The organism is Streptomyces sp. NPDC039609 (assembly GCF_055596705.1).
This window is the reverse complement of the sequence record NZ_JBVIUJ010000007.1, coordinates 431,347-456,839: the sequence shown is the minus strand read 5'-3', so window position 1 is coordinate 456,839 and position 25,493 is coordinate 431,347. Positions and strand designations below refer to the sequence as shown.

Genomic DNA, 25,493 nt, shown 5'->3' with positions numbered 1-25,493 from the left:
GCACATGGCCTGCGGGAGTGTAGGCGAGTTCGACGACCGTGCGAGTGATGACCCTGTGAAGACGCTTGACCTGGTCTTTCGTGACGGGTCCGCCCCATACACGCCGTCGGCCCGACCGGTGGAACCGGCCGGGCCGACACTGCCTGCTGACGGTGTTACAGCCCGCCGGTCTGGAGCAGCCGGTTCGGGGAGCCCCCCGAGACGACCAGTTCGCCCTTGACGGTGTGATCGGTGATCCAGGTCGCGATGGCCGCCGGGCCGGTCGACGGGCTCTGGGCCCTGGCGAGGGCCGCGACACCGGCCACGTGCGGGGCGGCCATGGACGTGCCGCTCAGGGCGATGCTGTCGCCGCCGAGCTTGGCGGAGATGATGGCCGCGCCGGGAGCGTAGAGGTCGAGGCACGCTCCGAAGTTCGAGAAGTCCGTCTCCTCGTCCAGATGGTTCGTGGCGCCGACTGTCAGCACGTCGGCGGCGCTGGCGGGCGAGACGTTGCAGGCGTTGATGGAGTCGTTGCCCGCGGCGAACACGGGCAGGACGCCCCGGGCGGCCAGGGCGGTGGCGGCGTTGTTGACGGCGGTGTTGCGGGGGCCGCCGAGCGAGCCGTTGAGGACGGCCGGCTGGACGGCGTTCTGCGCCACCCAGTCCAGGCCGGCGATGATGCCCGACCAGGAGCCCGAGCCCTGACAGTTCAGGACACGGACGCTGACCAGGGCGGCCTCGCGCGCCACGCCGTACCGCTTACCGGCGACGGTGCCGCCGACATGGGTGCCGTGGCCGTTGCAGTCGGCGCCGCTCCTGCCGTCGCCGATCGCGTCGAAGCCGGGCCGCGCCCGGCCGTCGAACTCGGCGTGCCCGAACTCCAGACCGGTGTCGAGGATGTAGGCGGTGGCGCCCTTGCCGCCGGTGCCGACGTTGAACTGGCCGTTGAGCGGCAGATAGGGCTGGTCGATCCGGTCCTGACCCCAGCTGTACGCGACGCCCCGCAGCGCGGGAGCCTGCACGGGCGCCACGGTGACCGTGGCGTCCTGCTCGACGGTGGCGACGCCCGGCAGCTTGCGGACGGAGTCCAACTGAGTGGCCGTCAGCTTGGCCGCGTAGCCGGAGAAGACACGGTTGTAGGTGAAGAGCGGCTTCACGCCCGGCACCTGCTGCGCGGTACCCGAGGCCGACTGCCCCGCCTTCAGGGTGACGATGTACTGCCCCGGGATGACCTTGGGAGAGGTGGAGGTGGTCAGCGGGGCGAGCGAGGGTCCGCCCGAGGGGGAGGGCACGGAGTGGGCCGAGGCCGAGAGGGGCCCGGCGATCGCCACGGCGGCGGAGAGTGCCGCCGCGAGGGCGAACCTGATTCGTGTACGCATGGCCCTGAGATGACCAGCAGAAACGATCAAGGTCAATCACTTTGCGTAACAGTCGGTCACTTACCGCAGTGAAGTGTGAAACACGCCCGCTGAACGCAGTAACCCCCCGAGCAGGCGCCGACCGGCCCGACAGGGAGCGGCCGCGCACCCATGGGCACGCAAGGGGCACGCACGAGGGTGACAGGAGCGTCGCACTCCCCGTCCCGACCCAACAGGGCATGAAAAAGCCCCAGGTCACGGCGAGTGAGTCCTGGGGCTGATCCGAGCCGCCTTCGGGATTCGAACCCGAGACCTACGCATTACGAGTGCGTTGCTCTGGCCAACTGAGCTAAGGCGGCATGCCGTGCGTTCCCATGGTGGGTGCAGCGGCCTCGCCAAGTCTACACAGTTTCGAGGGGTGCTCCTGACCACCCTCGACGTGGCCCACGCCACCCCTCACGTGCAGCGCTTACCGTCCTTCGGGACCGTGCCCTCCAGCAGGTAGGCGTTGATCGCGGTGTCGATGCAGTCGCTGCCCCGGCCGTACGCCGTGTGGCCGTCGCCCTCGTACGTCAGCAGGTTTCCGGAGGCGAGCTGGGACGCCAGGGACTCGGCCCACTTGTAGGGGGTCGCCGGGTCGCGGGTGGTGCCGACGACGACGATCGGGGGCGCGCCCTCGGCGGTGATGCGGTGGGGGCGGCCGGTCGCCGGGGTCGGCCAGTAGGTGCAGTTCAGCGCCGCCCAGGCGAGGCTCTTGCCGAAGACGGGGGACGCCTTCTCGAACGACGGCACCGCCTTCTCGGCGTCGGCCGGTCCACGGAAGGCCGCCGGGAGGTCCAGGCAGTTCACGGCCGCGTTGGCGGACATGAGGTTCGCGTACGAGCCGTCCGCCTCGCGCTCGTAGTAGGCGTCGGCCAGTGTCAGCAGGCCCGCGCCCTCGCCGCCGATCGCCTGGGTCAGGGCATCGCGCAACTGCGGCCAGGCCGCCTCGTCGTACATCGCGGCGATCACCCCGGTCGTCGCCAGGGACTCCCCCAGCCTGCGGCTCTCGCCGGTCGGTACGGGCCGGGCGTCGACGTCGCGGAAGAAGGCCTTCAGCCTGTTGCCGGCCGCGGCGACCGACTTGGTGCCGAGCGGGCAGTCCGTCTGCTTGACGCAGTCGGCCGCGAACGCCCGGAAGGCGGTCTCGAATCCGGCGGTCTGGTCGCGGTTGAGGTCGATCGCGGGCAGCGACGGGTCCATCGCCCCGTCGAGGACCAGCCGTCCGGCGCGGGAGGGGAACAGCTCGGCGTAGGTGGCCCCGAGGAACGTGCCGTACGAGGCCCCGACGTAGTTCAGCTTCTTGTCGCCGAGCACCTCCCGAAGGATGTCCATGTCCCGGGCGGTCTCCACCGTGGAGACGCGCGGCAGGACCTTCCCCGAGCGCTTCACGCAGCCCGCCGCGAAGCCCTTGAAGGAGGCGGCGAGCGCATCGGTCTCGGCGAGGTCGTCGGGGGTCTGGTCGACCTGCGTGTAGTCGTCCATCTGCGGGCCCGTCAGACACTCGACGGGAGCGCTGCGTGCCACCCCGCGCGGGTCGACGGCGACCATGTCGTAGCGGGCGCGGACGGGGACCGGGTAGCCGATGCCCGCGTACGCCTGGAGGTAGCCGACGGCGGAGCCGCCCGGGCCGCCGGGGTTGACCAGGAGCGAGCCGATGCGCTTGCCGGGGCCGGTGGCCGCGACCCGGGAGACGGCCAGTTCGATGTCCCCGGCCGCCGGCTTCGCGTAGTCGAGCGGCACGCGCAGCGAGGCGCACTGGAAGGTCGGCACTCCGCAGTCGCGCCAGGTGAGCTTCTGTGCGTAGTAGCTCCGCAGGGCCGCGTCGGACGTCGGGGCGGGCGCCCCCGCCGACGACGGAGTCGCGGGCGCGGCGTCGCTGCCGCCCGTGCAGCCGGAGAGGATCAGCCCGGCGGCCGCGAGGGCCGTGGCGGACGTACGGAGCAAACGCCTGGAGTCCATGGACCGGAGCGTATCCGTACGAGTACGGACCGTGTCCAATCGCCCGTGCTCAGTCGCGCAGCGCCATCGTCATCGCCTCGACCGCGAGCAGCGGGGCGACATTGCGGTCCAGCGCCTCCCGGCAGGCGAGCACCGCCTCGATCCGGCGCAGCGTCCGCTCCGGCGCGGTGTCACGGGCGATCCGCTCCACGGCGTCCCGTACGTCCTCGTTGGCGAGCGGCGTCCGCGCCCGGAGCTGCAGGGTGAGGACATCGCGGTAGAAGCCGGTGAGGTCGGTGAGCGCGAGGTCGAGGCTGTCGCGCTGCGTCCGGGTCTTCCGCCGCTTCTGCCGCTCCTCCAGCTCCTTCATCGCCCCGGCGGTGCCACGCGGCATCCGCCCGCCCTGGCCGCCGCCGAGCGCGGCCTTGAGCTCCTCGGTCTCCTTGACGTCGATCTCCTCGGCGACCTGCTTGGCGTCCTCGCCGGCCGCGTCGACGAGCTCCTGGGCCGCCTTGAGGCAGCCGCCGATGTCGTCGACGCGCAGCGGGAGCTTCAGGACGACGGCGCGGCGGGCCCGGGCCCGCTCGTCGGTGGCCAGCCTGCGGGCCCGGTCGATGTGGCCCTGGGTGGCCCGGGCGGCGGCGGCGGCGACCTCGGGCGCGATGCCGTCCCGGCGTACGAGCACGTCGGCGACCGCGACCACCGGGGGTGTGCGCAGGGTCAGGTGGCGGCAGCGGGAGCGGATGGTGGGGAGCACGTCCTCCAGGGACGGCGCGCAGAGCAGCCACACCGTGCGCGGCGCGGGCTCCTCGACGGCCTTCAGGAGCACATTGCCCGCGCCTTCGGTGAGCCGGTCGGCGTCCTCCAGGACGATCACCTGCCAGCGGCCGCCGGCGGGCGAGAGCTGGGCGCGCCTGACGAGGTCGCGGGTCTCCTTCACACCGATGGAGAGCAGGTCCGTGCGCACGACCTCCACATCGGCGTGCGTCCCGACGAGCGCCGTGTGGCAGCCGTCGCAGAAACCGCATCCCGGCGCCCCGCCCAGCGCCCGGTCCGGGCTCACGCACTGCAGCGCGGCCGCGAAGGCGCGCGCCGCGGTCGCCCGACCGGAGCCCGGGGGGCCGGTGAAGAGCCAGGCGTGGGTCATCTTGGACGCCTCGGGGTCCGGCCCGCCGGCGGCATGGGCGGTCACGAGCGCGTCGGCGTCCCGCGCCGCGGCGGCGAGCTGCTCCTCGACACGCGCCTGTCCGACGAGGTCGTCCCATACGGCCATGTCTGCCCCTCCTCAGGTACGCACTCCATTGTGGGGCACCCCTCTGACACCTCCGGACGGCCCGGGACGACGCCCGGGACGGCCCTGGGTCGTCCCGGATACGCCGGACGGGGGCGCGGCCCTGCCGCGCCCCCGTCCGTACCGCCTCGCGTCAGCGGCGCCGGCGGCGGCCGTCGTCCTCGTCGTCGTGGGGGCCGAGCAGCTCGTCCGCCAGGGTCGGGAGGTCGTCGAGCGGGGTCTCCTCCGCCCAGTCGGAGCGGCGGCGCGGGCGGCCCTGGTCGTCGAGCTGCGGCAGCTCGCGCGTCTGCTCGTTGGATCCGGCGGGCTGCTCGTCGCGGAAGATGCCCGACGGCACCCGATCGACCGGGTCCGTCCCCCGTACGGGAGGCAGCACCGCCGTCTCGTCGGTGGCCCGCACCGGCGGCAGCACCGCCGTCTCGTCCGCGGCCCGCACCTGCGGCAGGACCGAGGTCTCCGCCTCGGGCCGTACGGCGTCGGGGTCGACGACCGGCGTCGGGACGGTGATCTCGTTCGGCGAGACCTGGGGCACCGTCTGCGTCACCTCGTCGGGCTGCACGACAGGCGTTTCCACGGTCACCTCGTCGGGGTGCACGACGGGGGTCTCCACCGTCACCTCGTTGGCCGACGCCTCCGCCTCGCGGGCGGCCTGCGCGGCCTTGGCGGCAGCGGCCTCGGCGGCCTTCCTGGCCTCGGCGGCCTCGGCTGCCCGCTGCGCCTCCGCGGCCCGCTGCGCATCGGCGGCCTTCCTCGCCTCCTCGGCGCGGGCGACCTCGGCGGCCTTCCTCGCCTCTTCCGCGCGGGCGGCCTCGGCGGCGGCCTTCTCCGCGGCCTCGGCAGCCGCCTTCCGAGCGGCCTCCTCGGCGGCCTTCGCCGCCGCGGCCTCGGCCAGGCGTCGCGCCTCTTCCGCCCGCAGCAGGGCCTCCTCGGCCTTGCGCTGCTTCTCGCGGCGGCGTTCCTCCGCCTCCGCGCGCAGCCGGGCCTCTTCCTCGGCCTGCTTGCGGCGGCGTTCCTCCTCCTCGCGGCGGGCCTTCTCCTCGGCCTCGCGCCGCTTGCGCTCCTCCTCGGCGGCCAGCCGGGCCTCCTCGGCCCGCTGACGGGCCTCCTCCGCCTGCCGTTCGGCCTCGCGGCGCCGGGCCTCTTCCTCCTCCTGGCGCTTGCGCTCCTCCTCCTCGGCACGGAGCTTGGCGAGCTGCTCCTGGCGCTCGCGCTCCAGCCGCTCCTCCTCCGCCTTGCGGGCGGCCTCCTCCTCGGCCCGGCGCCTGGCGTCCTCCTCGGCCTTCCGCCGTGCCTCCTCCTGGGCCTTCACCTCGGCCTCGGACAGCGGCAGCATCCGGTCGAGCCGGTGGCGTACCACGGTGGTGACGGCCTCCGGCTCCTGGCCGGCGTCGACGACGAGGTAGCGGCCGGGGTCACCGGCGGCCAGCGCCAGGAAGCCGGCCCGCACGCGCGCGTGGAACTCCGGCGGCTCGGACTCCAGCCGGTCGGGTGCCTCGGTGAACCGTTCCCGCGCGGTCTCCGGGGAGACGTCGAGCAGCACGGTCAGGTGCGGAACGAGACCGCCGGTCGCCCAGCGGTTGATGCGGGCGATCTCGGTCGGCGACAGATCCCGCCCGGCGCCCTGATAGGCGACGGACGAGTCGATGTACCGGTCGGAGATCACCACCGCGCCCCGCTCGAGGGCGGGCTTGACCAGCGAGTCGACGTGCTCGGCGCGGTCGGCGGCGTACAGCAGCGCCTCGGCGCGGTTCGAGAGCCCGGCGCTGGACACGTCGAGAAGGATCGAGCGCAGCCGCTTGCCGATCGGCGTCGCGCCCGGCTCGCGGGTGACGACGACCTCGTGGCCCTTGGCGCGGATCCACTCCGCGAGCGCCTCGGCCTGGGTGGACTTGCCGGCCCCGTCGCCGCCCTCCAGGGCGATGAAGAAGCCGGTCGGGGCGGGCGCCTGGACGGGGTCGGCGCCGCGCAGCGCGTCGCGCAGATCGCGGCGCAGCGGTACGCCGGCCCGGTCGTCGGTCTTGGCGAGGACGAGCGCGGCGACGGGCAGCAGCAGCGCACCGACCAGCATCAGGGTGAACGCGGCACCGCCGTGTGCGAAGACGAAGCTTCCGGAGGCGAGGCGGTGCTCCCCGATGGCGGCGGCGAGCAGCGGAGCGCCGAGCGCGCCGACGGCCATGGCGACCCGGGCGACGGCCTGGAGGTGTTCGGTGACCCGGGGTCGCCGGGCCTCCTCGGTCTCCTGGTCGATGAGGGTGTGGCCGGTGTTGGCGGCGACACCGGCCGCGTACCCGGCGAGCACGGCGAGAAGCAGGACCGTGGCGGTGTCCGGGACGAGGCCCATCGCGAGCAGCGCGATGCCGGTGAGACTGATCGCGAGGGCGAGCAGCCGGCGGCGGGAGAGAACGGGCAGGACGGATCCGGCCGTCCTGATGCCGACGCCGGTGGCCCCGCTCAGCGCGAGGATCAGCAGCGCGAAGGTGACGGGGCCGCCGCCGAGGTCGTACGCGTGCAGGACGGAGACCGCCGCCGCGGCGGTGACGGCTGCGGCGACGGTGGCGCAGGCGAGGACGAGCAGCCGGACGGCTCCCGTGCGTCCCTTCTCCGCGGAGGGCCTGCGCAGACCCTCCAGGGGCGAGCGGGGGCGGGGCGTCTGCCCGCCGGGCAGCTCGACGGCGTACAGCACGGAGAGCGAGGCGGCGAACAGTCCGGCGGCGACGTACGCGCCGAGGGCGGCCTGGTGCAGCGAGAACCACTCGATGCCGGTGCCGAGCAGGTTGCCGACGAGGGTCGCGACGAGGAGCACGGCGGCCGCGGCCGGTACGGCCAGGAATCCGGTACGCAGCGACAGTCGGCGCAGTGCGTCCAGGTGGTCCGGCAGGGGCCGCACGGCGGCGCCCTCCAGCGGCGGCGCGGGCAGCAGCGCGGGAGCCGCGCCGTCCTTGGCCACGGTCCACAGCCGCTCGGCGGCGCCGACGACGAAGACGGTGCCGAGCAGGAACCCGAGCGCCTTGTCCGGGGTCCAGTCGATCCACAGGGGCGCGACCACGAGCAGCGCGACCCGCAGACCGTCGGCTCCCATCATGGTCCAGCGCCGGTCGAGCGCGCCGCCGGGCGCGGTCAGCGCGGTGAGGGGGCCGAGGAGGACGGCGCCGAACAGCACCGAGGCCAGCAGTCGGGCGCCGACCACGGCCGCGACGGCGAACGCGGCCCCGCGGTATCCGCCGCCGAGGGCTCCCTCGAAGACGGCGGCCTGGAGCCCGAGGAGCACCAGGACGAGCAGGGCGAGGGCGTCCCCGGTCCCGCCGACGAACTGGGCGCTCCAGAGCCGTCGCAACGGTTGATGGCGCAAAAGCGCCCGTACGGCACGCTCGCGGGAGTCTGCGACAAGCGCGACGTCGGAGTCTGGCTGCTCTGCTCGCGTCATCCGTCCACCCTATCCGGACCCCTTTACTCCCCGTGGCCCGCGCCCGAACAAACGACGTAAGGGGCGGGGGCAATGGGCCCCCGCCCCTTACAAGGTGTGCCGCTCGCGGCTATTCGGCCGTCTTCTTCGCGGCGGCGGTCTTCTTCGCCGCCGCGGTCTTGGCCGTCGTCGTCTTCTTCGCGGCGGTCTTCTTGGCCGCCGTCTTCTTCGCCGGCGCGGCCTTCTTGGCGGCGGTCTTCTTCGCGGGCGCCTTCTTGGCCGTCTTCTTCGCCGGACCCTTGGCACGCTTCTCGGCGAGCAGCTCGAAGCCGCGCTCCGGCGTGATGTCCTCGACGCTGTCGCCGGTCCGCAGGGTCGCGTTTGTCTCGCCGTCGGTCACGTACGGGCCGAAGCGACCGTCCTTGACGACCACGGGCTTCTCGCTGACGGGGTCGACGCCCAGCTCCTTCAGCGGCGGCTTGGCGGCCGCCCGGCCACGCTGCTTGGGCTGCGCGTAGATCGCGAGCGCCTCCTCCAGCGTGATCGTGAAGAGCTGCTCCTCCTCCGTCAGCGACCGCGAGTCCGTGCCCTTCTTCAGGTACGGGCCGTAGCGGCCGTTCTGCGCCGTGATCTCGACGCCCTCCGCGTCGGCACCCACCACACGCGGCAGGGACATCAGCTTGAGCGCGTCCTCCAGCGTGACCGTGTCCAGCGCCATGGACTTGAAGAGCGAGGCGGTCCGCGGCTTCACCGCGTTCTTGCCGGTCTTCGGGGTGTCCTCGGGCAGGATCTCGGTGACGTACGGGCCGTACCGGCCGGCCTTGGCGACGATCTGGTTGCCGCTGACCGGGTCGACGCCCAGCTCGAAGTCACCGCTCGGCTTGGCCAGCAGCTCCTCGGCGTAGGCGACCGTCAGCTCGTCGGGCGCGAGTTCCTCGGGGACGTCCGCGCGCTGGTGACCCTCGGCGTCCTTCTCACCGCGCTCGACGTACGGGCCGTACCGCCCGACGCGCAGCATGATGCCGTCGCCGACCGGGAAGGAGGAGATCTCCCGGGCGTCGATCGCGCCGAGGTCGGTCACCAGCTCCTTCAGGCCGCCGAGGTGGTCGCCGTCACCGTTCCCGGCGTCCGCCGCGGCGGACGCACCGGAACCCTCGCCCTCGCCGAAGTAGAAGCGCTTCAGCCACGGCACGGCCTGGGCCTCGCCCCGCGCGATGCGGTCGAGGTCGTCCTCCATCTTGGCGGTGAAGGAGTAGTCGACGAGCCGGCCGAAGTGCTTCTCGAGCAGGTTGACCACGGCGAAGCTCAGGAACGACGGCACGAGCGCCGTCCCCTTCTTGAAGACGTAGCCGCGGTCCAGGATCGTGCCGATGATCGACGCGTACGTCGACGGGCGGCCGATCTCGCGCTCTTCCAGCTCCTTGACCAGCGAGGCCTCGGTGTAGCGGGCCGGGGGCTTGGTCGCGTGGCCGTCGGCGGTGATCTCCTCGGCGGACAGCGCATCGCCCTCGGCGACCTGCGGCAGCCGGCGCTCACGGTCGTCCAGCTCGGCGTTGGGGTCGTCCGCCCCTTCCACGTACGCCTTCATGAAGCCGTGGAAGGTGATCGTCTTGCCGGAGGCGCTGAACTCGGCGTCCCGGCCGTCCGCGGAGCGGCCGCCGATCTTCACGGTGACCGAGTTTCCGGTCGCGTCCTTCATCTGGGAGGCGACGGTCCGCTTCCAGATCAGTTCGTAGAGGCGGAACTGGTCGCCGGTCAGACCGGTCTCCGCCGGGGTGCGGAAACGATCACCCGAAGGGCGAATCGCCTCGTGCGCCTCCTGCGCGTTCTTGACCTTGCCCGCGTAGACGCGCGGCTTCTCCGGCAGGTAGTCGGCGCCGTACAACTGCGTGACCTGGGCCCTTGCCGCCGCGATGGCGGTGTCGGACAGGGTCGTGGAGTCCGTACGCATATAGGTGATGAAGCCGTTCTCGTACAGCTTCTGGGCGACCTGCATGGTCGCCTTCGCGCCGAAGCCCAGCTTCCGGCTCGCCTCCTGCTGGAGGGTGGTCGTACGGAACGGGGCGTACGGAGAGCGGCGGTACGGCTTCGACTCGACCGACCGGACGCTGAACGAGGTGTCGGCGAGCGAGGCGGCCAGCGCCCGTGCCTTCTCCTCGTCGAGGTGGAGGATGTTCGCGGTCTTCAGCTGCCCGTCGGAGCCGAAGTCACGGCCCTGGGCGACGCGCTTGCCGTCGACCGTGTTCAGGCGCGCGACCAGCGACGACGGGTCCGACGGGTCGCCGGCGCGGCCGGTCGCGAAGGTGCCGGTGAGGTCCCAGTACTCGGCGGAGCGGAAGGCGATGCGCTCGCGCTCACGCTCGACGACGAGCCGGGTGGCCACGGACTGGACTCGGCCCGCGGAGAGGCCGCGCATGACCTTCTTCCACAGGACCGGCGAGACCTCGTAGCCGTACAGCCGGTCGAGGATGCGGCGGGTCTCCTGGGCGTCCACCATGCGCTTGTTCAGCTCGCGCGGGTTGCGGACGGCCTCCTGGATCGCGTCCTTGGTGATCTCGTGGAAGACCATCCGGTGGACCGGGACCTTGGGCTTCAGGACCTCGAGGAGGTGCCACGCGATGGCTTCGCCCTCGCGGTCCTCATCGGTGGCGAGGAAGAGTTCGTCGACCCCGGCCAGCTGCTCCTTGAGCTTCCTGACCTGGGCCTTCTTGTCGGCGTTGACGACGTAGATCGGCTGGAAGTCGTGCTCGACGTCGACGCCGAGGCGGCGCACCTCGCCGGTGTACTTCTCGGGCACCTCGGCAGCGCCGCTGGGGAGGTCGCGGATGTGCCCGACGCTCGCCTCGACGACGTAACCGGGGCCGAGGTAGCCCTTGATCGTCTTCGCCTTGGCAGGCGACTCGACGATGACGAGTCGGCGGCCGCCCTGTGCGGTCTCGCTGGTCGGGGACAACTTCGCTCTTCTCTCCGGTCGACGCTCGGTGGCACGTACGGCGCTGGTACTCCGCATGGCACGCACGGCGGCGACACGCTGGGTGACGCTGCCATCGCTGCGGAGTGTGACGGTACAACCCGCCCCCGTGTCAAACGGCGAAAGCCCGCAACGGCCACTCGAACGGTAACCCGAGTCCTGGCATTCCTGCCGCCCGGACTCCCGGTCCGGTGGGGCGGGCCCGCTCGGGGCGACCTCGTCACAGCCGCCCGAAGCACCACACCCCGAGGAGAAGGAAGACGATTCCGAAGATCGTCGTCAGCGTGGCGGCCATCGGCGTGGCGACCCCCTGCGCGACCTGTCGGCCGTGCGCCACGCGCACCCCCGTCCACAGCAGCAGCGCGGCTCCGAACAGCGCGAACGCCATTCCCGCGAAGATCGCCGGCCCGCTCTCCATGCCCGTACCCCGTTCCCTTCGCGGGCCCCCGTGGCCCCGGAGGCCGAGGCTGGCACCTCCCGGCGTCGTCGGCGCGAATTCCGGGTGAACGACGCGGACGCTCCCGTACGGGTTCACGAATATGGCCGGTAGTGCGCCCCTCCCTCCTTCCTTCTGGTTCGTCACATCACATCGAGCGTGGCCCGTCGCCTGCTGTCCCGCTCGAAGACGGCGAGGAGTGCCACGGCCAGGAGCGCGTATCCGGCGCCGACCGCGAGCTCGGCGCCGAGCAGCGTGCCGTCGAGGCCGTCACCGGCGGTGAGCCGGCGCGCCGCGTCCGCCGCGTGCGTGAGCGGCAGCAGGTCGCCTGCCGTCCGCATCCACTCCGGCAGCGTGGGGCGGGGGACGGCGGCGCCCGTCAGCAGGAGCAGTACCGAACTGGCCACGTTCGACACGAGAAACACGTCCCGGAAGCGCAGCCCGAGCGCGCCCAGCGCGAGCCCGAACGCCGAGCAGGCAGCGGCCGCGACGAGCAGCACCAGGGCGAGGCCGGGCAGCGCGGCGACGGGCACCGGCAGTCCGAGCACGAGCGCGGCGACGGTGAGGACGAAGGCGCTGACGAGCAGCCCGTTCAGGACATACGGGAGGGCACGTCCGGCCCACAGGGGGACGCGGTGGCGCGGCGAGAGCAGTACGGCCCCGAGGGTGCCGAACCGGCGCTCGTTCGCGATCGCCATGGTGCCGCCGTACACGCAGGAGGCGGAAGCTGCGAGGACGGCGTTGCCGACCACGTGGAAGCGGTCGTCGGCGACACCGAGTTCTCTGCCAAGGAACACGAAGAAGAACACCTGGAGCAGCGGCCCGACCAGCAGAGTTCCGATGAACATGGGTGGGGTCGTCCAGTTGAACAGGGCACGGTAGGAGAGCGATCCGCCGACCACGAGGAGCCGGGCGGAGGTGCGGAAGCGGAAGCCGATGAGGCGGAGGCGGAAGCAGAACATCCGGCAAGGTCCTTTCAGGCGAGGGCAAGCGTGGCCGCGGCGCGCGCCCGGCGCTCCACCCGACCGAGGACGAGGACGGCGGCCAGCGCGTATCCGGCGCCGAGGGCGACGGCTCCGAGCAGCGGGGTGAGGACGTCCCCGCCGGAGGTCGCGGCGTGCACGGCACGCGCGCCCCAGGTCGTCGGCAACGCCCAGGAGATCGGGTGGGTCCAGGCGGGCAGCACACCGATCGGCACGAGCAGCCCGGACAGCAGCCAGACAGGCGTGTCGAGCGGGTTGGCCAGCGCGTTGGCGTTGCGCAGCAGCACGAAGGTGGCGGCGAGCAGCAGCCCCATCATGCCGAGCGCGAGCACGCACACGGGGACGGCGAGCAGGAAGAGGAGCGGGTGCGCGAAGTCCAGGGGCACGCCGAAGAGCAGCACACCCCACAGGACGGTCGCGCCCATCGCGTACGTACCGATGACGGCGGTCGCGAGGGTGATCGGCAGCAGGACGAGGGCGAGCGGGGCGGGTGCCACGACGAGCGTCTCCAGCGTCCCCAGCCAGCGCTGGTTCTGCACGGCGCCGCCCGAACCGAACAGCACCGAGCCCCAGATGCCCATGAGACCGGCGCCGACGGAGGCGGTGAGCAGCCGCTCCGGATCGCCGGCCGCACGGAACAGATAGACGGCGAGGGTCGCGTACACGAGCGGCACGAGGACGGCGAAGGTGATCTCGATCGGCGAGCGGGACATGTACGAGACATGCGTCCGCACGCCGACGCCGATCAGCCGCAGGACGCGCGTCACGCCGACACCCCCCGAGAACCCCGGGACGCCCGGTCCTGCTCCGGCGCAGCGGAATCGTCTGCCCCCTGCCGGTCATCCTCGGCGACGATCGCGATGTAGGCGTCCTCCAGGGATGGTTCGCGGCTGGCGACCCGCCCGATGCGTACGCCTTCGACGGCTGCCAGGATCCGGGCGTGCGGTACGGCTCCGCGGTCGGTCTGCACGGTCACGGTCTGCGCGGCCCCCCGGTCCTCCGCCGACGCTCCCCGCACACCCGGCAGTTCACGGATCCGCGCCAGGTGCTCCTCGCCGACGCCGTACGCCTCGATCTCCAGCACGTCCCGTTCCTGGACGCGGGACTTGAGGCTCTCGGGCGTCCCGAGCGCCTTGATCCGGCCGCCGGCGATGACGGCGACGCGGTCGCAGAGCTCGTCCGCCTCGGCCATGTAGTGGGTGGTGAGCAGCACGGTCGTACCGGCTGCGGTGAGATCGGCGACGGTACGGCGCAGATCGCGGGCGGCGACCGGGTCGACGCCGATGGACGGCTCGTCGAGGAAGAGGACGTCGGGGTGGTGGAGGAGGCCTCGGGCGATGTGGAGGCGTTGCCGCATCCCGCGCGAGTACCCCTCGACCCGCTCCTTCTCGCGGCCCGTGAGGCCCACCAGGTCGAGGAGTTCGGCGATCCGCCGCTTCTGGGCGCGGGCCGGGACGCCGTACAGCTCGGCGAAGTACCGGAGGTTGTCGAGGGCGGACAGCCGGTCGTAGAGGCCGCGGTCGCCGCCGAAGACGTAGCCGATGCGGCGGCGTACGGCGACGGGGTCGCGGGCCACGTCGTGGCCGAACACCCGGGCCGTGCCGGAGGTCGGCAGGAGCAGGGTGTTGAGCATCTTGATGGTGGTGGTCTTCCCGGCGCCGTTGGGGCCGAGGAGCCCGAACAGTTCGCCCGGCGCCACCTCGAAGGTGACCCCGCGCACGGCCTCGGTCTCGGTCCGGCGGGGCCTCAGCCAACCGGTCCTGCTGGTGTAGGTGCGGCGCAGCGCGTCCGCCTCGATTGCGAGCATGCGCGGGACGTTAGGAGCGCCGTACCGCCCCGGGCCATCGATTCGGGAGCCCCCGAATCGTCAGGCGACCGCGTGCAGCACGCCCTCCCCGGCGAGGAGCGCGAGCAGCGAACGGCCGGTGTCCGTCAGCTGATAGTAGACGGAGCGGCCGACCCGGTGCCGGGTCACGACGCCCGCTTCCGCGAGCACCGACAGATGCTCGGAGACCGTGCTGGGCGCGAGCCCGAGCCGGTCCGCGACACCGGCCGTGGTCAGGGGGCCGGCCAGCTCCCGCAGGACGGCCGCCCGGCCGCGTCCGAGCATCAGCCCGAGCCGGTCCTCGGCCACGGGCTCGACGGGCTCGCGCAGCGCTGCGGCCCCCCGCGCCTGGTAGGAGACGGCGACCACCTCGGGGTCGTCGGTGGAGTAGAGCCGGCAGCCCTCCGCGAAGACGAGCGGGACCAGCACCAGACGCCGCTCCCCCGTCGCGTACTCCGCCTCGTAGTGCTTGGTCAGTTCGAGCACCGGACGCTCCCAGCGCCCGCGCGCTTCGAGCCCGCTGAACAGCGTGTCGACGCCCTCGGTGGCGAAGGTCCGCGCCCGGACGAGGACTTCGTCCTCGACGAGTCGGCGCATGGTCGGCCAGTACGGCTCGATGGCCCCCTCCCACCAGGCCGCGTACGCGTCGGCGAGCGCCGCGCAGGCGGCCTGCGGGTCCTTCAGATAGGGCAGCAGGAAGGGCTCGTCGGCCATCCCGGGGAAGGCGACGGCCGCCTGGGCCCGGACGAACTCCGGGTCGGTGGAGCGCAGCTGATCGAGCTCCTCGTGGACATTCACCGTGCCGACGGGGCGCGGCAGCAGGAAGTCGGAGACCTCGTACCGCCCCTCGGCAAGCAGCTCGCGCAGCGGCCCGAGCCGCTCGTCCTCGCGCCACACCTCCCGCGCGCCGACGACCCACTCCTGGTACGGCCAGGAGGGCCGCCGCCACGGCAGCGCGAGGTGGAGGGCGCAGAAGGCGTCCCGCAGCGGGCTGATCGCGATGCGGGTCGCCCCGAGCGAGGCCTCGTCCAGCTCGATCCGTATCAACCCTGCCGCCCCTCCTCCCCGACCGGGAGGAGGAACCCCTCCTCCACCAGCAGCCGGATCGCCTGCGGGGTGCGGTCGCGCAGCAGCACGGGGTCCTCGCCCATCAGCTGTCCGATCGCGTCGAGGATCCGGCCGGCGCTGAGCGAGCCGTCGCACACGCCCGCGAAGCCCGCACCGACGTGGTCCACCTTGGTGGCGCGCCGCATCCCGCGGTTCTGCCGCAGCACGACGTGCTCGGGGTCCTCGGCGCCCGGCAGCCCGACCTGCTCCTGCATCACCTCGGGTGCGAGGGCGAAGTGGTCGGCGAGCAGGGCCGCGTCGTCGTGGGCGCGCAGATAGTCCTGGCGCTCGAAGTGGGCCCGTACGGTGTCGCCGAGCGGCTGCTCCACCGGGTGCGGCCACTCCTCGACGACGATCGACGGCTCGACCGCGCCGGAGGCCACGGCGGCGTTCTTGCGCAGGGTGATCCAGCCGAAGCCGACGGCCTTGGTCTTGCGGGCCTCGAACTCGTCCAGCCAGGCCCCGTACCGTGTCGCGTACTCCGTCGGCTCCTCGCGGTGGTCGCCGCTGTCGCGCAGCCACAGCTCGGCGTACTGGGTGATGTCCTGAACCTCGCGCTGCACGATCCAGGCGTCGCAGCCGCGGGGGACCCAGGAGCGCAGCCGGTCCTGCCACTCCTCGCCCTCGACGTGCTGCCAGTTGGCGAGAAACTGGGCGTAGCCACCGTCGTTGAGCCGCTCCCCGGCCTCCTGCACGAGCGTGCGGCACAGGTCGTCGCCGCCCATCCCGCCGTCGCGGTAGGTGAGCCGGGCGCCGGGGGAGATGACGAACGGCGGATTGGAGACGATCAGGTCGTACGTGTCGCCGTCGACCGGCTCGAAGAGGGAGCCCTGGAGCAGTTCGGCCTCGCGGGCGCCGGAGAGCGCGAGGGTGAGGCGGGTGAAGTCCAGCGCGCGGGGGTTCAGGTCGGTGGCGGTGACCAGGGTGGCGTGCTGGGCGGCGTGCAGGGCCTGGAGTCCGGAGCCGGTGCCGAGATCGAGCGCGGAGGACACCGGCGTACGGACGGTGATGCCGGCGAGGGTGGTGGAGGCCCCGCCGACGCCGAGGACGACGGCTGCCCCTGCCTGACGGCCTTTCTTTCCGATGCCGCCGGCCCCGCCGACGGCGCAGCCCAGGTCGGAGACGATGAACCAGTCCTGGCCCTCGGGCCCGCCGTACGGCCGTACGTCGACGGCGGCGCGGACCTCGTCGTCCACGCGCTCCACCCAGCCGTCCGCCAGGCACTCCTCCAGAGGCAGCGCGGCGGCCGCCCGCTCGGCGGGGACGGACCCCTGAAGCAGGAAGAGCCGCACGAGGGTCTCCAGCGGGGAGTCCCCCCGGGTGGCCCGCAGAGCGGGCACGGTCTCGCTGCGCGCGAGCGCGGCGTAGGCGGGGGCGCCGAGCAGTTCGAGCAGGCCGTCGGCGGTGAAGTCGGCGGCGAGCAGCGCTTCGCGCAGCCGGGCGGCGTGCGCGGGCACGGGGAGGCGGGAGGTCAGGCTGGTCGTACTCACCCCACCATTGTGACGGCCGCCACCGACATTGCCTCTGCCGCCCCGCCCGGGGCGACCACGGACCCGGCGGCTTCGGCACGGCCGCCTCGGACCCGGGCCGCGGTCCCGGCGGCCACAGGGCTGGGCCACGAACCCGGCGGCCACAGGGCTGGGCCACGGACCCGGCCGCGTCGTGCCTGCGCGGTCGGCGGCGCGAGGGCCCCGGGGCGAGCGGTGCTCACCCGGGGCCCGTACGGTCCGTCCGCCCTACTCCGCCTTCTTGCTCGCGGATCCCGACGGCTTCTCCGAAGGCTTCGTGGACGCCTTCTCCGAAGGCTTGGAGCCCGCGTCGGGAGACGCCGAGCCGCCCGACGCCGGCGAGGGCGTCGCCCTCTGGCAGCCCGGCTGCTTCGCCATCGCCGTGCCCAGCTCGCCGGACTGCAGCTTGGCCAGCGCGTCCTGGTCCATCTTCTCGATCTTCTTCAGACCGTCGGCGACACCCTGCAGACCGTCCGCGAACTTCTGCTGGTTGTTCGGGTCGAGCCCGTCGACCTGCTTCTTCAGCCCCTCGTACGCCACCGCCGTGGCGTTGAGCTCCTTGACCGCGTCCTGCTGGAGCTTCTCCCCGTTGTCCACGGGCGGCGCACCGGCGGCCTCGATGGACTTGGCGAGCGCGCGGTCCGCGTCGGCGATGTCCTGGAAGGCCTTCGAGTCGGCGGCCTGGATGTCGGCCGGCTTTCCGTCCGCCGCCGTCGAGATGATGAGCTGCTGTGCGTCGGCCCGCTTCTGGATCTGGGGCTTCGCCTGGTCGCAGACCGTCTTGGCCCAGTCGTCGACCTTGTCGCCGTCGTCGCTGCAACCGGACAGCGCGAGCACCAGTACCGCGCCGCCGGACAGCGCGGCCGCAAGTTTCTTGTTCACCGGATCGGTCCCTTCCAAGGCTCTCGGCCCCGGAACATACACGCCATGCGGGCGACATCCACCTTTCGTGCGACCGATTCATCCCATATTGCAGCCGTTCGCACCAAGGGAGACACGCCTCACTCACCCACATGCAACGGGCGGACGGCATGACAACACATGCCGCCCGCCCGCACTCTGACCAGGTGTTACGAAATCACCGGAGCGTCCGGCGAAGCGGCCTTGCGATGCGCGGCGTTGCCTTCGTCACCCGCTTCGTCGCCGACGGCCACCGAACGCCGCTTGGAGACGTAGACGGCACCGACGATGACGACGATCGCGAGGATCGCGATCAGCGCCCGCAGTCCGGCACTCGAGTCGTCGCCGTAGCTGAACTGCACCACCGCGGGCGCGATCAGCAGCGCGACGAGGTTCATCACCTTCAACAGCGGGTTGATGGCCGGTCCCGCGGTGTCCTTGAACGGGTCGCCGACGGTATCGCCGATGACGGTCGCGGCATGGGCTTCGCTGCCCTTGCCACCGTGGTGACCGTCCTCGACGAGCTTCTTGGCGTTGTCCCACGCCCCGCCGGAGTTGGCGAGGAAGACCGCCATCAACGCACCCGTGCCGATCGCTCCGGCGAGGTACGCGCCGAGCGCGCCCACACCGAGTGAGAAGCCGACCGCGATCGGCGCCAACACGGCGAGCAGTCCGGGCGTGGCGAGTTCGCGCAGCGCGTCCTTGGTGCAGATGTCGACCACGCGCCCGTACTCGGGCTTCTCGGTGTAGTTCATGATCCCGGGGTGCTCGCGGAACTGCCGCCGTACCTCATAGACCACCGCGCCGGCCGAGCGCGACACCGCGTTGATCGCGAGCCCCGAGAAGAGGAAGACGACCGCTGCGCCGAGGATCAGCCCGAAGAGGTTGTTGGGCTGGGAGATGTCCATCGAGAGATTCGTCTCGGTGACCTTGGCCCCGACGTCGCCGACCGCCGTGGCGATCGCGTCGCGGTACGAGCCGAACAGCGCCGCCGCCGCCAGGACGGCGGTCGCGATGGCGATGCCCTTGGTGATGGCCTTGGTGGTGTTGCCGACGGCGTCGAGGTCGGTGAGGACCTGCGCGCCCGCGCCCTGGACGTCGCCGGACATCTCGGCGATGCCCTGGGCGTTGTCGGAGACCGGGCCGAAGGTGTCCATGGCGACGATCACGCCGACGGTGGTGAGCAGGCCGGTGCCGGCCAGGGCGACCGCGAACAGGGCCAGCACGATGGAGGCGCCGCCCAGCAGGAACGCCCCGTAGACGGCGAGGCCGATCAGCATGGCGGTGTAGACGGCGGACTCCAGACCGATGGAGATGCCGGCGAGAACGACGGTGGCGGCGCCGGTGAGCGAGGACTTGCCGATGTCCTTGACCGGTCGCCGGGTCGTCTCGGTGAAGTAGCCGGTGAGCTGCTGGATCAGCGCGGCCAGGACGATGCCGATGGCGACGGCGACCAGGGCGAGGATCCGCGGGTCTCCGGCATGGCTCTGGATGCCGGGCTCCGTGACGCCCTTGAGGTCGGCGTAGGAGGAGGGCAGGTAGACGAAGACGGCGATGGTGACCAGGGCGAGCGAGATCACCGCGGAGATGAAGAAGCCGCGGTTGATGGCGGTCATTCCGCTGCGGTCGGCGCGCCGCGGGGCGACCGCGAAGATGCCGATCATCGCGGTGACCACGCCGATCGCCGGGACGATCAGCGGAAAGGCGAGGCCGAGGTCGCCGAAGGCCGCCTTGCCGAGGATGAGTGCGGCGACGAGCGTGACGGCGTACGACTCGAAGAGGTCGGCGGCCATGCCCGCGCAGTCACCGACGTTGTCGCCCACGTTGTCGGCGATGGTGGCTGCGTTGCGCGGGTCGTCCTCGGGGATGCCCTGCTCGACCTTGCCGACGAGGTCGGCGCCGACGTCCGCGGCCTTGGTGAAGATGCCGCCGCCGACTCGCATGAACATCGCAATGAGCGCGGCACCCAGGCCGAAGCCCTCCAGGACCTTGGGCGCGTCGGCCGCGTAGACGAGGACGACGCAGGAGGCACCGAGCAGGCCGAGGCCCACGGTGGTCATGCCGACCACTCCGCCCGTGCGGAAAGCGATCTTCATCGCCTTGTGCGAGACGGACGTCAGATCCTTTTCCGGTTCACCCGGCCCCGGGGTCGCCTCGCGGGCGGCCGCGGCCACTCGCACATTCGCCCGTACGGCGAGCCTCATGCCGATGTATCCGGTGGCCGCCGAGAAAAGCGCACCCACCAGGAAGAAGAGGGAACGCCCGGCGCGCTGCGACCAGTTGTCGGCGGGAAGCAGCAACAGCAGGAAGAACACGACGGCGGCGAAGATCGCGAGTGTCCGCAACTGCCGCGCGAGATATGCGTTCGCACCCTCCTGTACGGCGGCGGCGATCTTCTTCATCGCATCGGTGCCCTCACCGGCCGCGAGCACCTGGCGCACCAGCACCTGGGCTACGAAGAGCGCGGCCAGCGCGACGACCGCGATGACGATCACGATGGTTCGGTTCTCGTCGGTGAGTACCGCCGCGGCGAGAGAAGTGGGGTGTCCGGTCAGTTCTGTGTTGAAGAGCCCCGCCATTCGTCCTCCTTGACGTTGCGAGCTCAAGATGTGGACGGATTGTAGGGAGCAGAACCTGATCAAAACAGGGCGCCGCAAACGGAATTCCCCATTGACTCGATCTTCCCATCGAAAGAAGTAATGGGGCAAAAGCATTTGCACATGATCCATGATCTAGGGAAATGAAAAGAGGCCCTGCTCAGCAGGGCCTCTTTCATGATCTCGCCATGATCCCGAAGGATCGAGGTGCGCCATTCGTTCGACGTAGGCCATTCGGGGGAAGAGCCCCGGGGAACGGTCCTGGGTGACCGGGCCTTGGGTGGGCGGTCCTGGGTGGACGGTCCCTGGGTAGACGGTCCCTGGGTGGACGGTCCCTGGGTGGACGGTCCCTGGGTGGACGGTCCCTGGGTGGACGGTCCCTGGGGGAGCGCTCGGAGGGGGTGCTCATCGGACGCTCCCCAGGGGATCGCTCAGGGACCCCGGGAGGAGCCCACAGGAAACCTCTCGGAGAATCCCTCAGAGGCGCCCTCAGAGGAGCCCTCGGAGGGCTCTCAGGGGAGCGCGACCGCCGGCGTGGTCGGCCAGCTCATCCTGATGACCCCGCCCTCCTCGCCGGCTCGGACCTCGACGTCGTCGACGAGTCCGCGGATCACCGCGAGCCCCATCTCGTCCTCACCGTCCGCGTCGTCGAACTCCTCGGCGGGAGCCTCGTCCCGCGCACCGGGCACACCGGCGGCATCGGCCGCCGCCACACCCGCGCCCGGGACCTCGTCGCCGACCTCGATGGAGAACGTCTTCTCCTCCTCGGTCAGCACGACCCGGACAGGGGTGACGACGTCGTTGCTGCGGTGGAGCCCCACTGCGCGGGAACACGCCTCGCCGACGGCGAGTCTGACCTCGTCGAGAACCGCCTCGTCGACCCCGGCCCGGCGCGCCACCGCGGCCGCCACGAGGCGGGCCGTGCGGACGTGCTCGGGTTGGGCGCTGAAGCGGAGTTCAACGGTGGCCATGCGGTCCCCCTAGGAACGTATGGGCGGGCAGGTCGGAGGACCGGGCGTGTACGGCCCGGCTCTCCACTCCTTCTTCCGAAGCCGGCCGGCCGTCAGTCGGTGGCGTTGACGGCCTCGTCGACCGTGGTGTGAATGGGGAACACCTTGGTCAGACCGGTGATCCGGAAGATCTTCAGAATGCGCTCCTGGTTGCAGACCAGGCGCAGCGAGCCCTCGTGCGCGCGGACGCGCTTCAGGCCGCCCACCAGCACGCCGAGGCCGGTCGAGTCGAGGAAGTCCACGCCCTCCATGTCGACAACCAGGTGGTAGCTGCCGTCATTCACCAACTCGACCAACTGCTCGCGCAGCTTGGGCGCGGTATACACATCAATCTCGCCACCGACCTCGACGACCGTACGGTCGCCACTCGGGCCGGACACATTGCGAGTCGACAGGGACAGGTCCACGGATCCTCCAGCACCTTGCTATCGAGCGGTCGCCCCTCGGTCTCCCCGGCGGAGTCGGGGGACGGATCGCCAGCCGCGATGGCATTCAATCACTTACCAGCAGCCATGCACGACGCCTTGGGAGCATTGTCCGTCACGCCAGTGACACACTCGGTGCCGATGGCCAAGAATCACCGCCCCAGTCGACCTGCCGGGGACATGGGCAGCCGCCCCTCTCCCGGCATGATCCTCGACCGGCTCTCCTCGGGCGAGAGCCGGGCCGCGCGCATCACTCATACGGAGCACTTGCCCGCCCGGGAGGGTCGCCATGCCGTCTGGCCGCATCGCATCCGGCCGGAAGTGATCGGCGCGATCCAGACGGCGGGCATCGAGCACCCCTGGGCTCACCAGGCAGAGGCCGCCGAGCACGCCCTGGACGGCGAATCCGTGGTGATCTCGACCGGCACCGCCTCGGGCAAGTCGCTGGCCTATCTCGCACCCGTCCTGTCCACGCTCCTGGACGGCTCCGAGGCCGCGAACGGCCGGGGCACCACCGCCCTGTACCTGGCGCCCACCAAGGCCCTCGCCGCCGACCAGCGCCGCGCCGTACGCGAGCTGGCCGCCCCGCTCGGCAACCGGATCCGGCCTGCCGTCTACGACGGCGACACGCCGGTCGGGGAGCGCGAATGGGTCCGCCAGTACGCGAACTACGTGCTGACCAATCCCGACATGCTGCACCGGGGCATACTCCCGTCCCACCCCAGGTGGTCCTCCTTCCTGCGCTCCCTGCGCTTCGTCGTGATCGACGAGTGCCACACCTACCGGGGCGTCTTCGGCTCCCACGTCGCCCAGGTGCTGCGCCGCCTTCGGCGTGTCTGCGCCCGGTACGGCGCGGATCCCGTCTTCCTCCTCGCCTCGGCCACCTCGGCCGAGCCCGCCCTGGCCGCCGGCCGACTGACCGGCCTGCCGGTCTCGGAGGTCTCCGACGACGCCTCCCCGCACGGCGAGCTGGTCTTCGCCCTCTGGGAGCCGCCGCTGACCGAGCTCCACGGCGAGCAGGGCGCCCCGGTGCGCCGCACGGCCACCGCCGAGACCGCCGACCTGCTGACCGACCTGACCGTCCAGGGCGTCCGCTCGGTCGCCTTCGTCCGCTCCCGGCGCGGCGCCGAGCTGATCTCGGTCATCGCCCAGGAGCGCCTCGCCGAGGTCGACCGCTCCCTCGCCCGCCGGGTCGCCGCCTACCGTGGTGGCTACCTGCCCGAGGAGCGCCGCGCCCTGGAGCGCGCCCTGCACTCGGGCGAGCTGCTGGGCCTGGCCGCCACGACCGCCCTGGAGCTGGGCGTGGACGTCTCGGGCCTGGACGCCGTGGTGATCGCCGGCTACCCGGGCACACGGGCCTCCCTGTGGCAGCAGGCGGGCCGCGCCGGCCGCTCCGGCGAGGGCGCCCTGGCGATCCTGGTCGCCCGCGACGACCCGCTGGACACCTTCCTGGTCCACCACCCCGAGGCCCTGTTCCAGCAGCCGGTCGAGTCGACAGTCCTGGACCCCGACAACCCGTACGTCCTCGCCCCCCATCTGTGCGCCGCCGCCGCGGAGCTCCCGCTGACCGACGCCGACCTGGCGCTCTTCGGCCCGGCCGTCCCCGAACTGCTGCCCCAGCTGGAGGCCGCCGGCCTCCTGCGCAAGCGCTCCACCGGCTGGTACTGGACCCGCCGTGAGCGGGCCGCCGACCTGACCGATATCCGGGGCGGGGGCGGCAGCCCCGTCCAGATCGTGGAGGCCGCCACCGGCCGCCTCCTCGGCACGGTCGACGAGGCCGCCTCCCACACCGCCGTCCACGACGGCGCCGTCCACCTCCATCAGGGCCGCACCTACCTGGTGAAGACCCTCGACCTGAAGGACTCCGTGGCCCTGGTCGAGGAGGCAAGTCCGCCGTACTCCACCACCGCCCGGGACACCACCTCCATCTCCGTCCTCGAAACCGACATCGAGATCCCCTGGGGATCCGGCCGCCTCTGCTACGGCTCCGTGGAGGTCACCAACCAGGTCGTCTCCTACCTGCGCCGCCGTCTCATCACGGGCGAGGTCCTCGGCGAGACCAAGCTCGACCTGCCGCCCCGCACCCTGCGCACCCGGGCCGTGTGGTGGACGGTCACCGAGGACCAGCTGGATGCGGCCCGGATCAATCCGGAGATCCTCGGGGGCGCTCTGCACGCCGCCGAGCACGCCTCGATCGGCATGCTGCCGCTCTTCGCCACCTGCGACCGCTGGGACATCGGCGGGGTCTCGGTCCCGCTCCACCCCGACACGCTGCTGCCCACCGTCTTCGTCTACGACGGCCATCCGGGTGGCGCCGGCTTCGCCGAGCGGGCCTTCCACACCGCCCGCGCGTGGCTTTCGGCCACCCGCGAGGCGATCGCCTCCTGCGAGTGCGAGGCGGGCTGCCCCTCCTGCATCCAGTCGCCCAAGTGCGGCAACGGCAACGACCCGCTCCACAAGCGCGGCGCCGTGCGCCTCCTCACGGAACTGCTGCGGGAAGCCCCGGAAGAGCCTCAGGAGGCCCCGCCCGGGCCCTGACCGTCGGCGCGTAGGGCCCCAGGCGCACCGCCGCGGTCACGTCCGCGATGTCGCCCCGCAGGGAGCACCGCAGCACGGCCGCGCCCTGCGCACCCGCCACCCGGGCGGCCGCCGCGCAGGCGGCCTCCTCGCCCCACAGGGCCCGGTCGGCCGCGGCGAGCGCCGCCAGGTCCGCGGCCCCGCCCGCGCGATGCCGGGCCGCGACCGCCTGCCCCAGCGCGAGCACCGCCCCGAACACCACACACAGGACGCAGGCCGCGAACGCGGTCCACACCGTCGCCATCCCCCGGTCACCCCACCCGACAGCCGCCCTCCAGGCCCTGCCGGCCCCGCCCACCCGGGCCGTCCTGCTCGTCCTGTCGACCCCGCCCGCCTCAGCGGTTCCGGCCGCTCCGCCAGCCCCGCCCGCCTCATCCGTTCCGGCCGCTCTTCCGACCCCGCCCGTCCTGGCCGTCCTGCTCGTCCTATCGACCCCACTCGCCCCACCGGTCCTGCTCGTCCTATCGCCCCCGCTCGCCCCACCGGTCCTGCTCGCCCCACCGGTCCTGCTCGCCCCGCCCGTCCTGCTCGTCCTATCGGCCCCTCCCGTCCCCGTCGTCCTGCAGGTCACGCCCGTCTCTGCCCTGCTCATGACGCCGCCACCCCCACCGTGTCCTCGGCGAGCGCTGCCGCCCCGGCGCGCAGGGTGAGCCCCATCCCGCCGGGCCCCGGGGCCGGTACCTCCACAGTCACCCGCCACAGCTCGCCCGAACGGGTGACGCCGACCCTGGCCCCCTCCGGCGCGGCGGCCCGGGCCGCCGCCTCGGCACCGGCCACCGGCTCCGACCGGGCCACCGCCCGTGCCCCGGCCCGCGCCGCGTCCACACACTGGATCTGCGCCGCCGCCGCGGCGAGCGCCCAGACCAGGGCCATGGTGAACACCACCAGGGCCGGCAGGGCCATCGCCGCCTCCACGGTCACCGCGCCCCGGTCCTCAGAACGGCGCATCGAGCGCCTTCCCGATCACGGACTCCAGGGCCCCTGAGACCCCGCCACTGGTCACGATCTTGTACAGCACGGCCGCGAAGGCCGCGGCCGCGATCGTCCCCATCGCGTACTCGGACGTGGTCATTCCCGCATCGCTCCGAGCCGTCCGTCGGGCCCGCCACCATGCGCTGATCCTCTTCATGCCAACCCCCATGT

The 25,493-nt window shown here is 72.3% G+C and carries 19 protein-coding genes and 1 tRNA gene; 1 reads left to right on the top strand and 19 read right to left on the bottom strand.

Translation table 11 applies throughout. The features are described 5' to 3' along the window. Positions 1–155 precede the first annotated feature (155 nt). From ACZ561_RS23290 to ACZ561_RS23215, 16 genes are all read right to left on the bottom strand, one after another. Positions 156–1,358 carry a S8 family peptidase gene (locus tag ACZ561_RS23290; RefSeq protein WP_470998175.1) on the bottom strand — a complete coding sequence of 401 codons (1,203 nt, stop codon included), beginning with the start codon at positions 1,356–1,358 and terminating at the stop codon, positions 156–158. A gap of 264 nt (positions 1,359–1,622) precedes the next feature. Continuing rightward, positions 1,623–1,696 (bottom strand) — tRNA-Thr (locus ACZ561_RS23285). Between the two features lie 97 nt (positions 1,697–1,793). Beyond that, positions 1,794–3,338 carry an alpha/beta hydrolase gene (locus ACZ561_RS23280; RefSeq protein WP_470998172.1) on the bottom strand — a complete coding sequence of 515 codons (1,545 nt, stop codon included), beginning with the start codon at positions 3,336–3,338 and terminating at the stop codon, positions 1,794–1,796. A 49-nt stretch (positions 3,339–3,387) separates the two neighbouring features. Then, positions 3,388–4,590 (bottom strand): DNA polymerase III subunit delta', encoded by a 1,203-nt coding sequence (locus tag ACZ561_RS23275; protein WP_470998170.1) that lies wholly within the window; start codon positions 4,588–4,590, stop codon positions 3,388–3,390. 151 nt (positions 4,591–4,741) lie between these two features. Continuing rightward, positions 4,742–8,032, bottom strand: a complete 3,291-nt coding sequence (gene tmk, locus ACZ561_RS23270) for a dTMP kinase (RefSeq protein WP_470998168.1) — start codon at positions 8,030–8,032, stop codon at positions 4,742–4,744. Positions 8,033–8,141: 109 nt separating this feature from the next. Further along, positions 8,142–10,964: a type I DNA topoisomerase gene (topA, locus tag ACZ561_RS23265; protein ID WP_470998165.1), complete on the bottom strand. Its 2,823-nt coding sequence runs from the start codon at positions 10,962–10,964 to the stop codon at positions 8,142–8,144. A gap of 238 nt (positions 10,965–11,202) precedes the next feature. After that, entirely contained in the window at positions 11,203–11,400 is a 198-nt protein-coding gene (locus ACZ561_RS23260) for a hypothetical protein (RefSeq protein ID WP_376431215.1), read from the bottom strand. Between the two features lie 161 nt (positions 11,401–11,561). After that, on the bottom strand, positions 11,562–12,380 hold the full coding sequence (locus ACZ561_RS23255) for an ABC transporter permease (protein WP_470998162.1): 819 nt from the start codon (positions 12,378–12,380) through the stop codon (positions 11,562–11,564). 14 nt (positions 12,381–12,394) lie between these two features. Beyond that, entirely contained in the window at positions 12,395–13,168 is a 774-nt protein-coding gene (locus tag ACZ561_RS23250) for an ABC transporter permease (RefSeq protein WP_470998160.1), read from the bottom strand. Further along, positions 13,165–14,208, bottom strand: a complete 1,044-nt coding sequence (locus ACZ561_RS23245; protein WP_470998157.1) for an ABC transporter ATP-binding protein — start codon at positions 14,206–14,208, stop codon at positions 13,165–13,167. Before ACZ561_RS23245 ends, ACZ561_RS23250 begins: the two co-directional genes overlap by 4 nt. A gap of 60 nt (positions 14,209–14,268) precedes the next feature. After that, on the bottom strand, positions 14,269–15,273 hold the full coding sequence (locus ACZ561_RS23240; RefSeq protein WP_470998154.1) for an ArsR/SmtB family transcription factor: 1,005 nt from the start codon (positions 15,271–15,273) through the stop codon (positions 14,269–14,271). Further along, positions 15,270–16,823, bottom strand: coding sequence for a DUF7059 domain-containing protein (locus ACZ561_RS23235; protein WP_470998151.1), 1,554 nt, complete (start codon positions 16,821–16,823; stop codon positions 15,270–15,272). The genes ACZ561_RS23240 and ACZ561_RS23235 overlap by 4 nt, the downstream gene beginning before the upstream one ends. Before the next feature lie 246 nt (positions 16,824–17,069). Further along, positions 17,070–17,723: a small secreted protein gene (locus tag ACZ561_RS23230; protein ID WP_470998148.1), complete on the bottom strand. Its 654-nt coding sequence runs from the start codon at positions 17,721–17,723 to the stop codon at positions 17,070–17,072. Positions 17,724–17,911: 188 nt separating this feature from the next. After that, complete coding sequence (locus ACZ561_RS23225; RefSeq protein ID WP_470998146.1) at positions 17,912–20,320, bottom strand: sodium-translocating pyrophosphatase; 2,409 nt, start codon at positions 20,318–20,320, stop codon at positions 17,912–17,914. A gap of 530 nt (positions 20,321–20,850) precedes the next feature. Further along, positions 20,851–21,309, bottom strand: coding sequence for an ATP-binding protein (locus tag ACZ561_RS23220; RefSeq protein WP_362363026.1), 459 nt, complete (start codon positions 21,307–21,309; stop codon positions 20,851–20,853). A gap of 92 nt (positions 21,310–21,401) precedes the next feature. After that, positions 21,402–21,755, bottom strand: a complete 354-nt coding sequence (locus tag ACZ561_RS23215; RefSeq protein WP_137988538.1) for an STAS domain-containing protein — start codon at positions 21,753–21,755, stop codon at positions 21,402–21,404. Between the two features lie 78 nt (positions 21,756–21,833). On the opposite strand from ACZ561_RS23215, the gene ACZ561_RS23210 reads away from it, so the two are divergent. Then, a complete protein-coding gene (locus ACZ561_RS23210; protein WP_470998143.1) occupies positions 21,834–24,311 on the top strand; it encodes a DEAD/DEAH box helicase in 2,478 nt (825 codons plus the stop codon). Here the strand turns inward: ACZ561_RS23210 and ACZ561_RS23205 are convergent. The 3 genes from ACZ561_RS23205 to ACZ561_RS23195 form a co-directional block, all read right to left on the bottom strand. Next, entirely contained in the window at positions 24,253–24,594 is a 342-nt protein-coding gene (locus tag ACZ561_RS23205) for an Rv3654c family TadE-like protein (protein ID WP_376431236.1), read from the bottom strand. The two genes, ACZ561_RS23210 and ACZ561_RS23205, sit on opposite strands and share 59 nt — an antisense overlap. 344 nt (positions 24,595–24,938) lie before the next feature. After that, a complete protein-coding gene (locus ACZ561_RS23200) occupies positions 24,939–25,298 on the bottom strand; it encodes a TadE family type IV pilus minor pilin (RefSeq protein WP_376431238.1) in 360 nt (119 codons plus the stop codon). Further along, a complete protein-coding gene (locus tag ACZ561_RS23195; protein ID WP_470998137.1) occupies positions 25,285–25,491 on the bottom strand; it encodes a DUF4244 domain-containing protein in 207 nt (68 codons plus the stop codon). The genes ACZ561_RS23200 and ACZ561_RS23195 overlap by 14 nt, the downstream gene beginning before the upstream one ends. Between the last annotated feature and the right edge of the window lie 2 nt (positions 25,492–25,493).

What these genes read in the sequence shown, in the direction of transcription:
- ACZ561_RS23290 (WP_470998175.1), bottom strand. Translation starts at nt 1,358, where the DNA reads ATGCGTACACGAATCAGGTTCGCCCTCGCGGCGGCACTCTCCGCCGCC.
- ACZ561_RS23280 (WP_470998172.1), bottom strand. Translation starts at nt 3,338, where the DNA reads ATGGACTCCAGGCGTTTGCTCCGTACGTCCGCCACGGCCCTCGCGGCC.
- ACZ561_RS23275 (WP_470998170.1), bottom strand. Translation starts at nt 4,590, where the DNA reads ATGGCCGTATGGGACGACCTCGTCGGACAGGCGCGTGTCGAGGAGCAG.
- tmk (WP_470998168.1), bottom strand. Translation starts at nt 8,032, where the DNA reads ATGACGCGAGCAGAGCAGCCAGACTCCGACGTCGCGCTTGTCGCAGAC.
- ACZ561_RS23260 (WP_376431215.1), bottom strand. Translation starts at nt 11,400, where the DNA reads ATGGAGAGCGGGCCGGCGATCTTCGCGGGAATGGCGTTCGCGCTGTTC.
- ACZ561_RS23255 (WP_470998162.1), bottom strand. Translation starts at nt 12,380, where the DNA reads ATGTTCTGCTTCCGCCTCCGCCTCATCGGCTTCCGCTTCCGCACCTCC.
- ACZ561_RS23245 (WP_470998157.1), bottom strand. Translation starts at nt 14,208, where the DNA reads ATGCTCGCAATCGAGGCGGACGCGCTGCGCCGCACCTACACCAGCAGG.
- ACZ561_RS23225 (WP_470998146.1), bottom strand. Translation starts at nt 20,320, where the DNA reads ATGGCGGGGCTCTTCAACACAGAACTGACCGGACACCCCACTTCTCTC.
- ACZ561_RS23220 (WP_362363026.1), bottom strand. Translation starts at nt 21,309, where the DNA reads ATGGCCACCGTTGAACTCCGCTTCAGCGCCCAACCCGAGCACGTCCGC.
- ACZ561_RS23210 (WP_470998143.1), top strand. Translation starts at nt 21,834, where the DNA reads ATGGCATTCAATCACTTACCAGCAGCCATGCACGACGCCTTGGGAGCA.
- ACZ561_RS23205 (WP_376431236.1), bottom strand. Translation starts at nt 24,594, where the DNA reads ATGGCGACGGTGTGGACCGCGTTCGCGGCCTGCGTCCTGTGTGTGGTG.
- ACZ561_RS23200 (WP_376431238.1), bottom strand. Translation starts at nt 25,298, where the DNA reads ATGCGCCGTTCTGAGGACCGGGGCGCGGTGACCGTGGAGGCGGCGATG.
- ACZ561_RS23195 (WP_470998137.1), bottom strand. Translation starts at nt 25,491, where the DNA reads ATGGGGGTTGGCATGAAGAGGATCAGCGCATGGTGGCGGGCCCGACGG.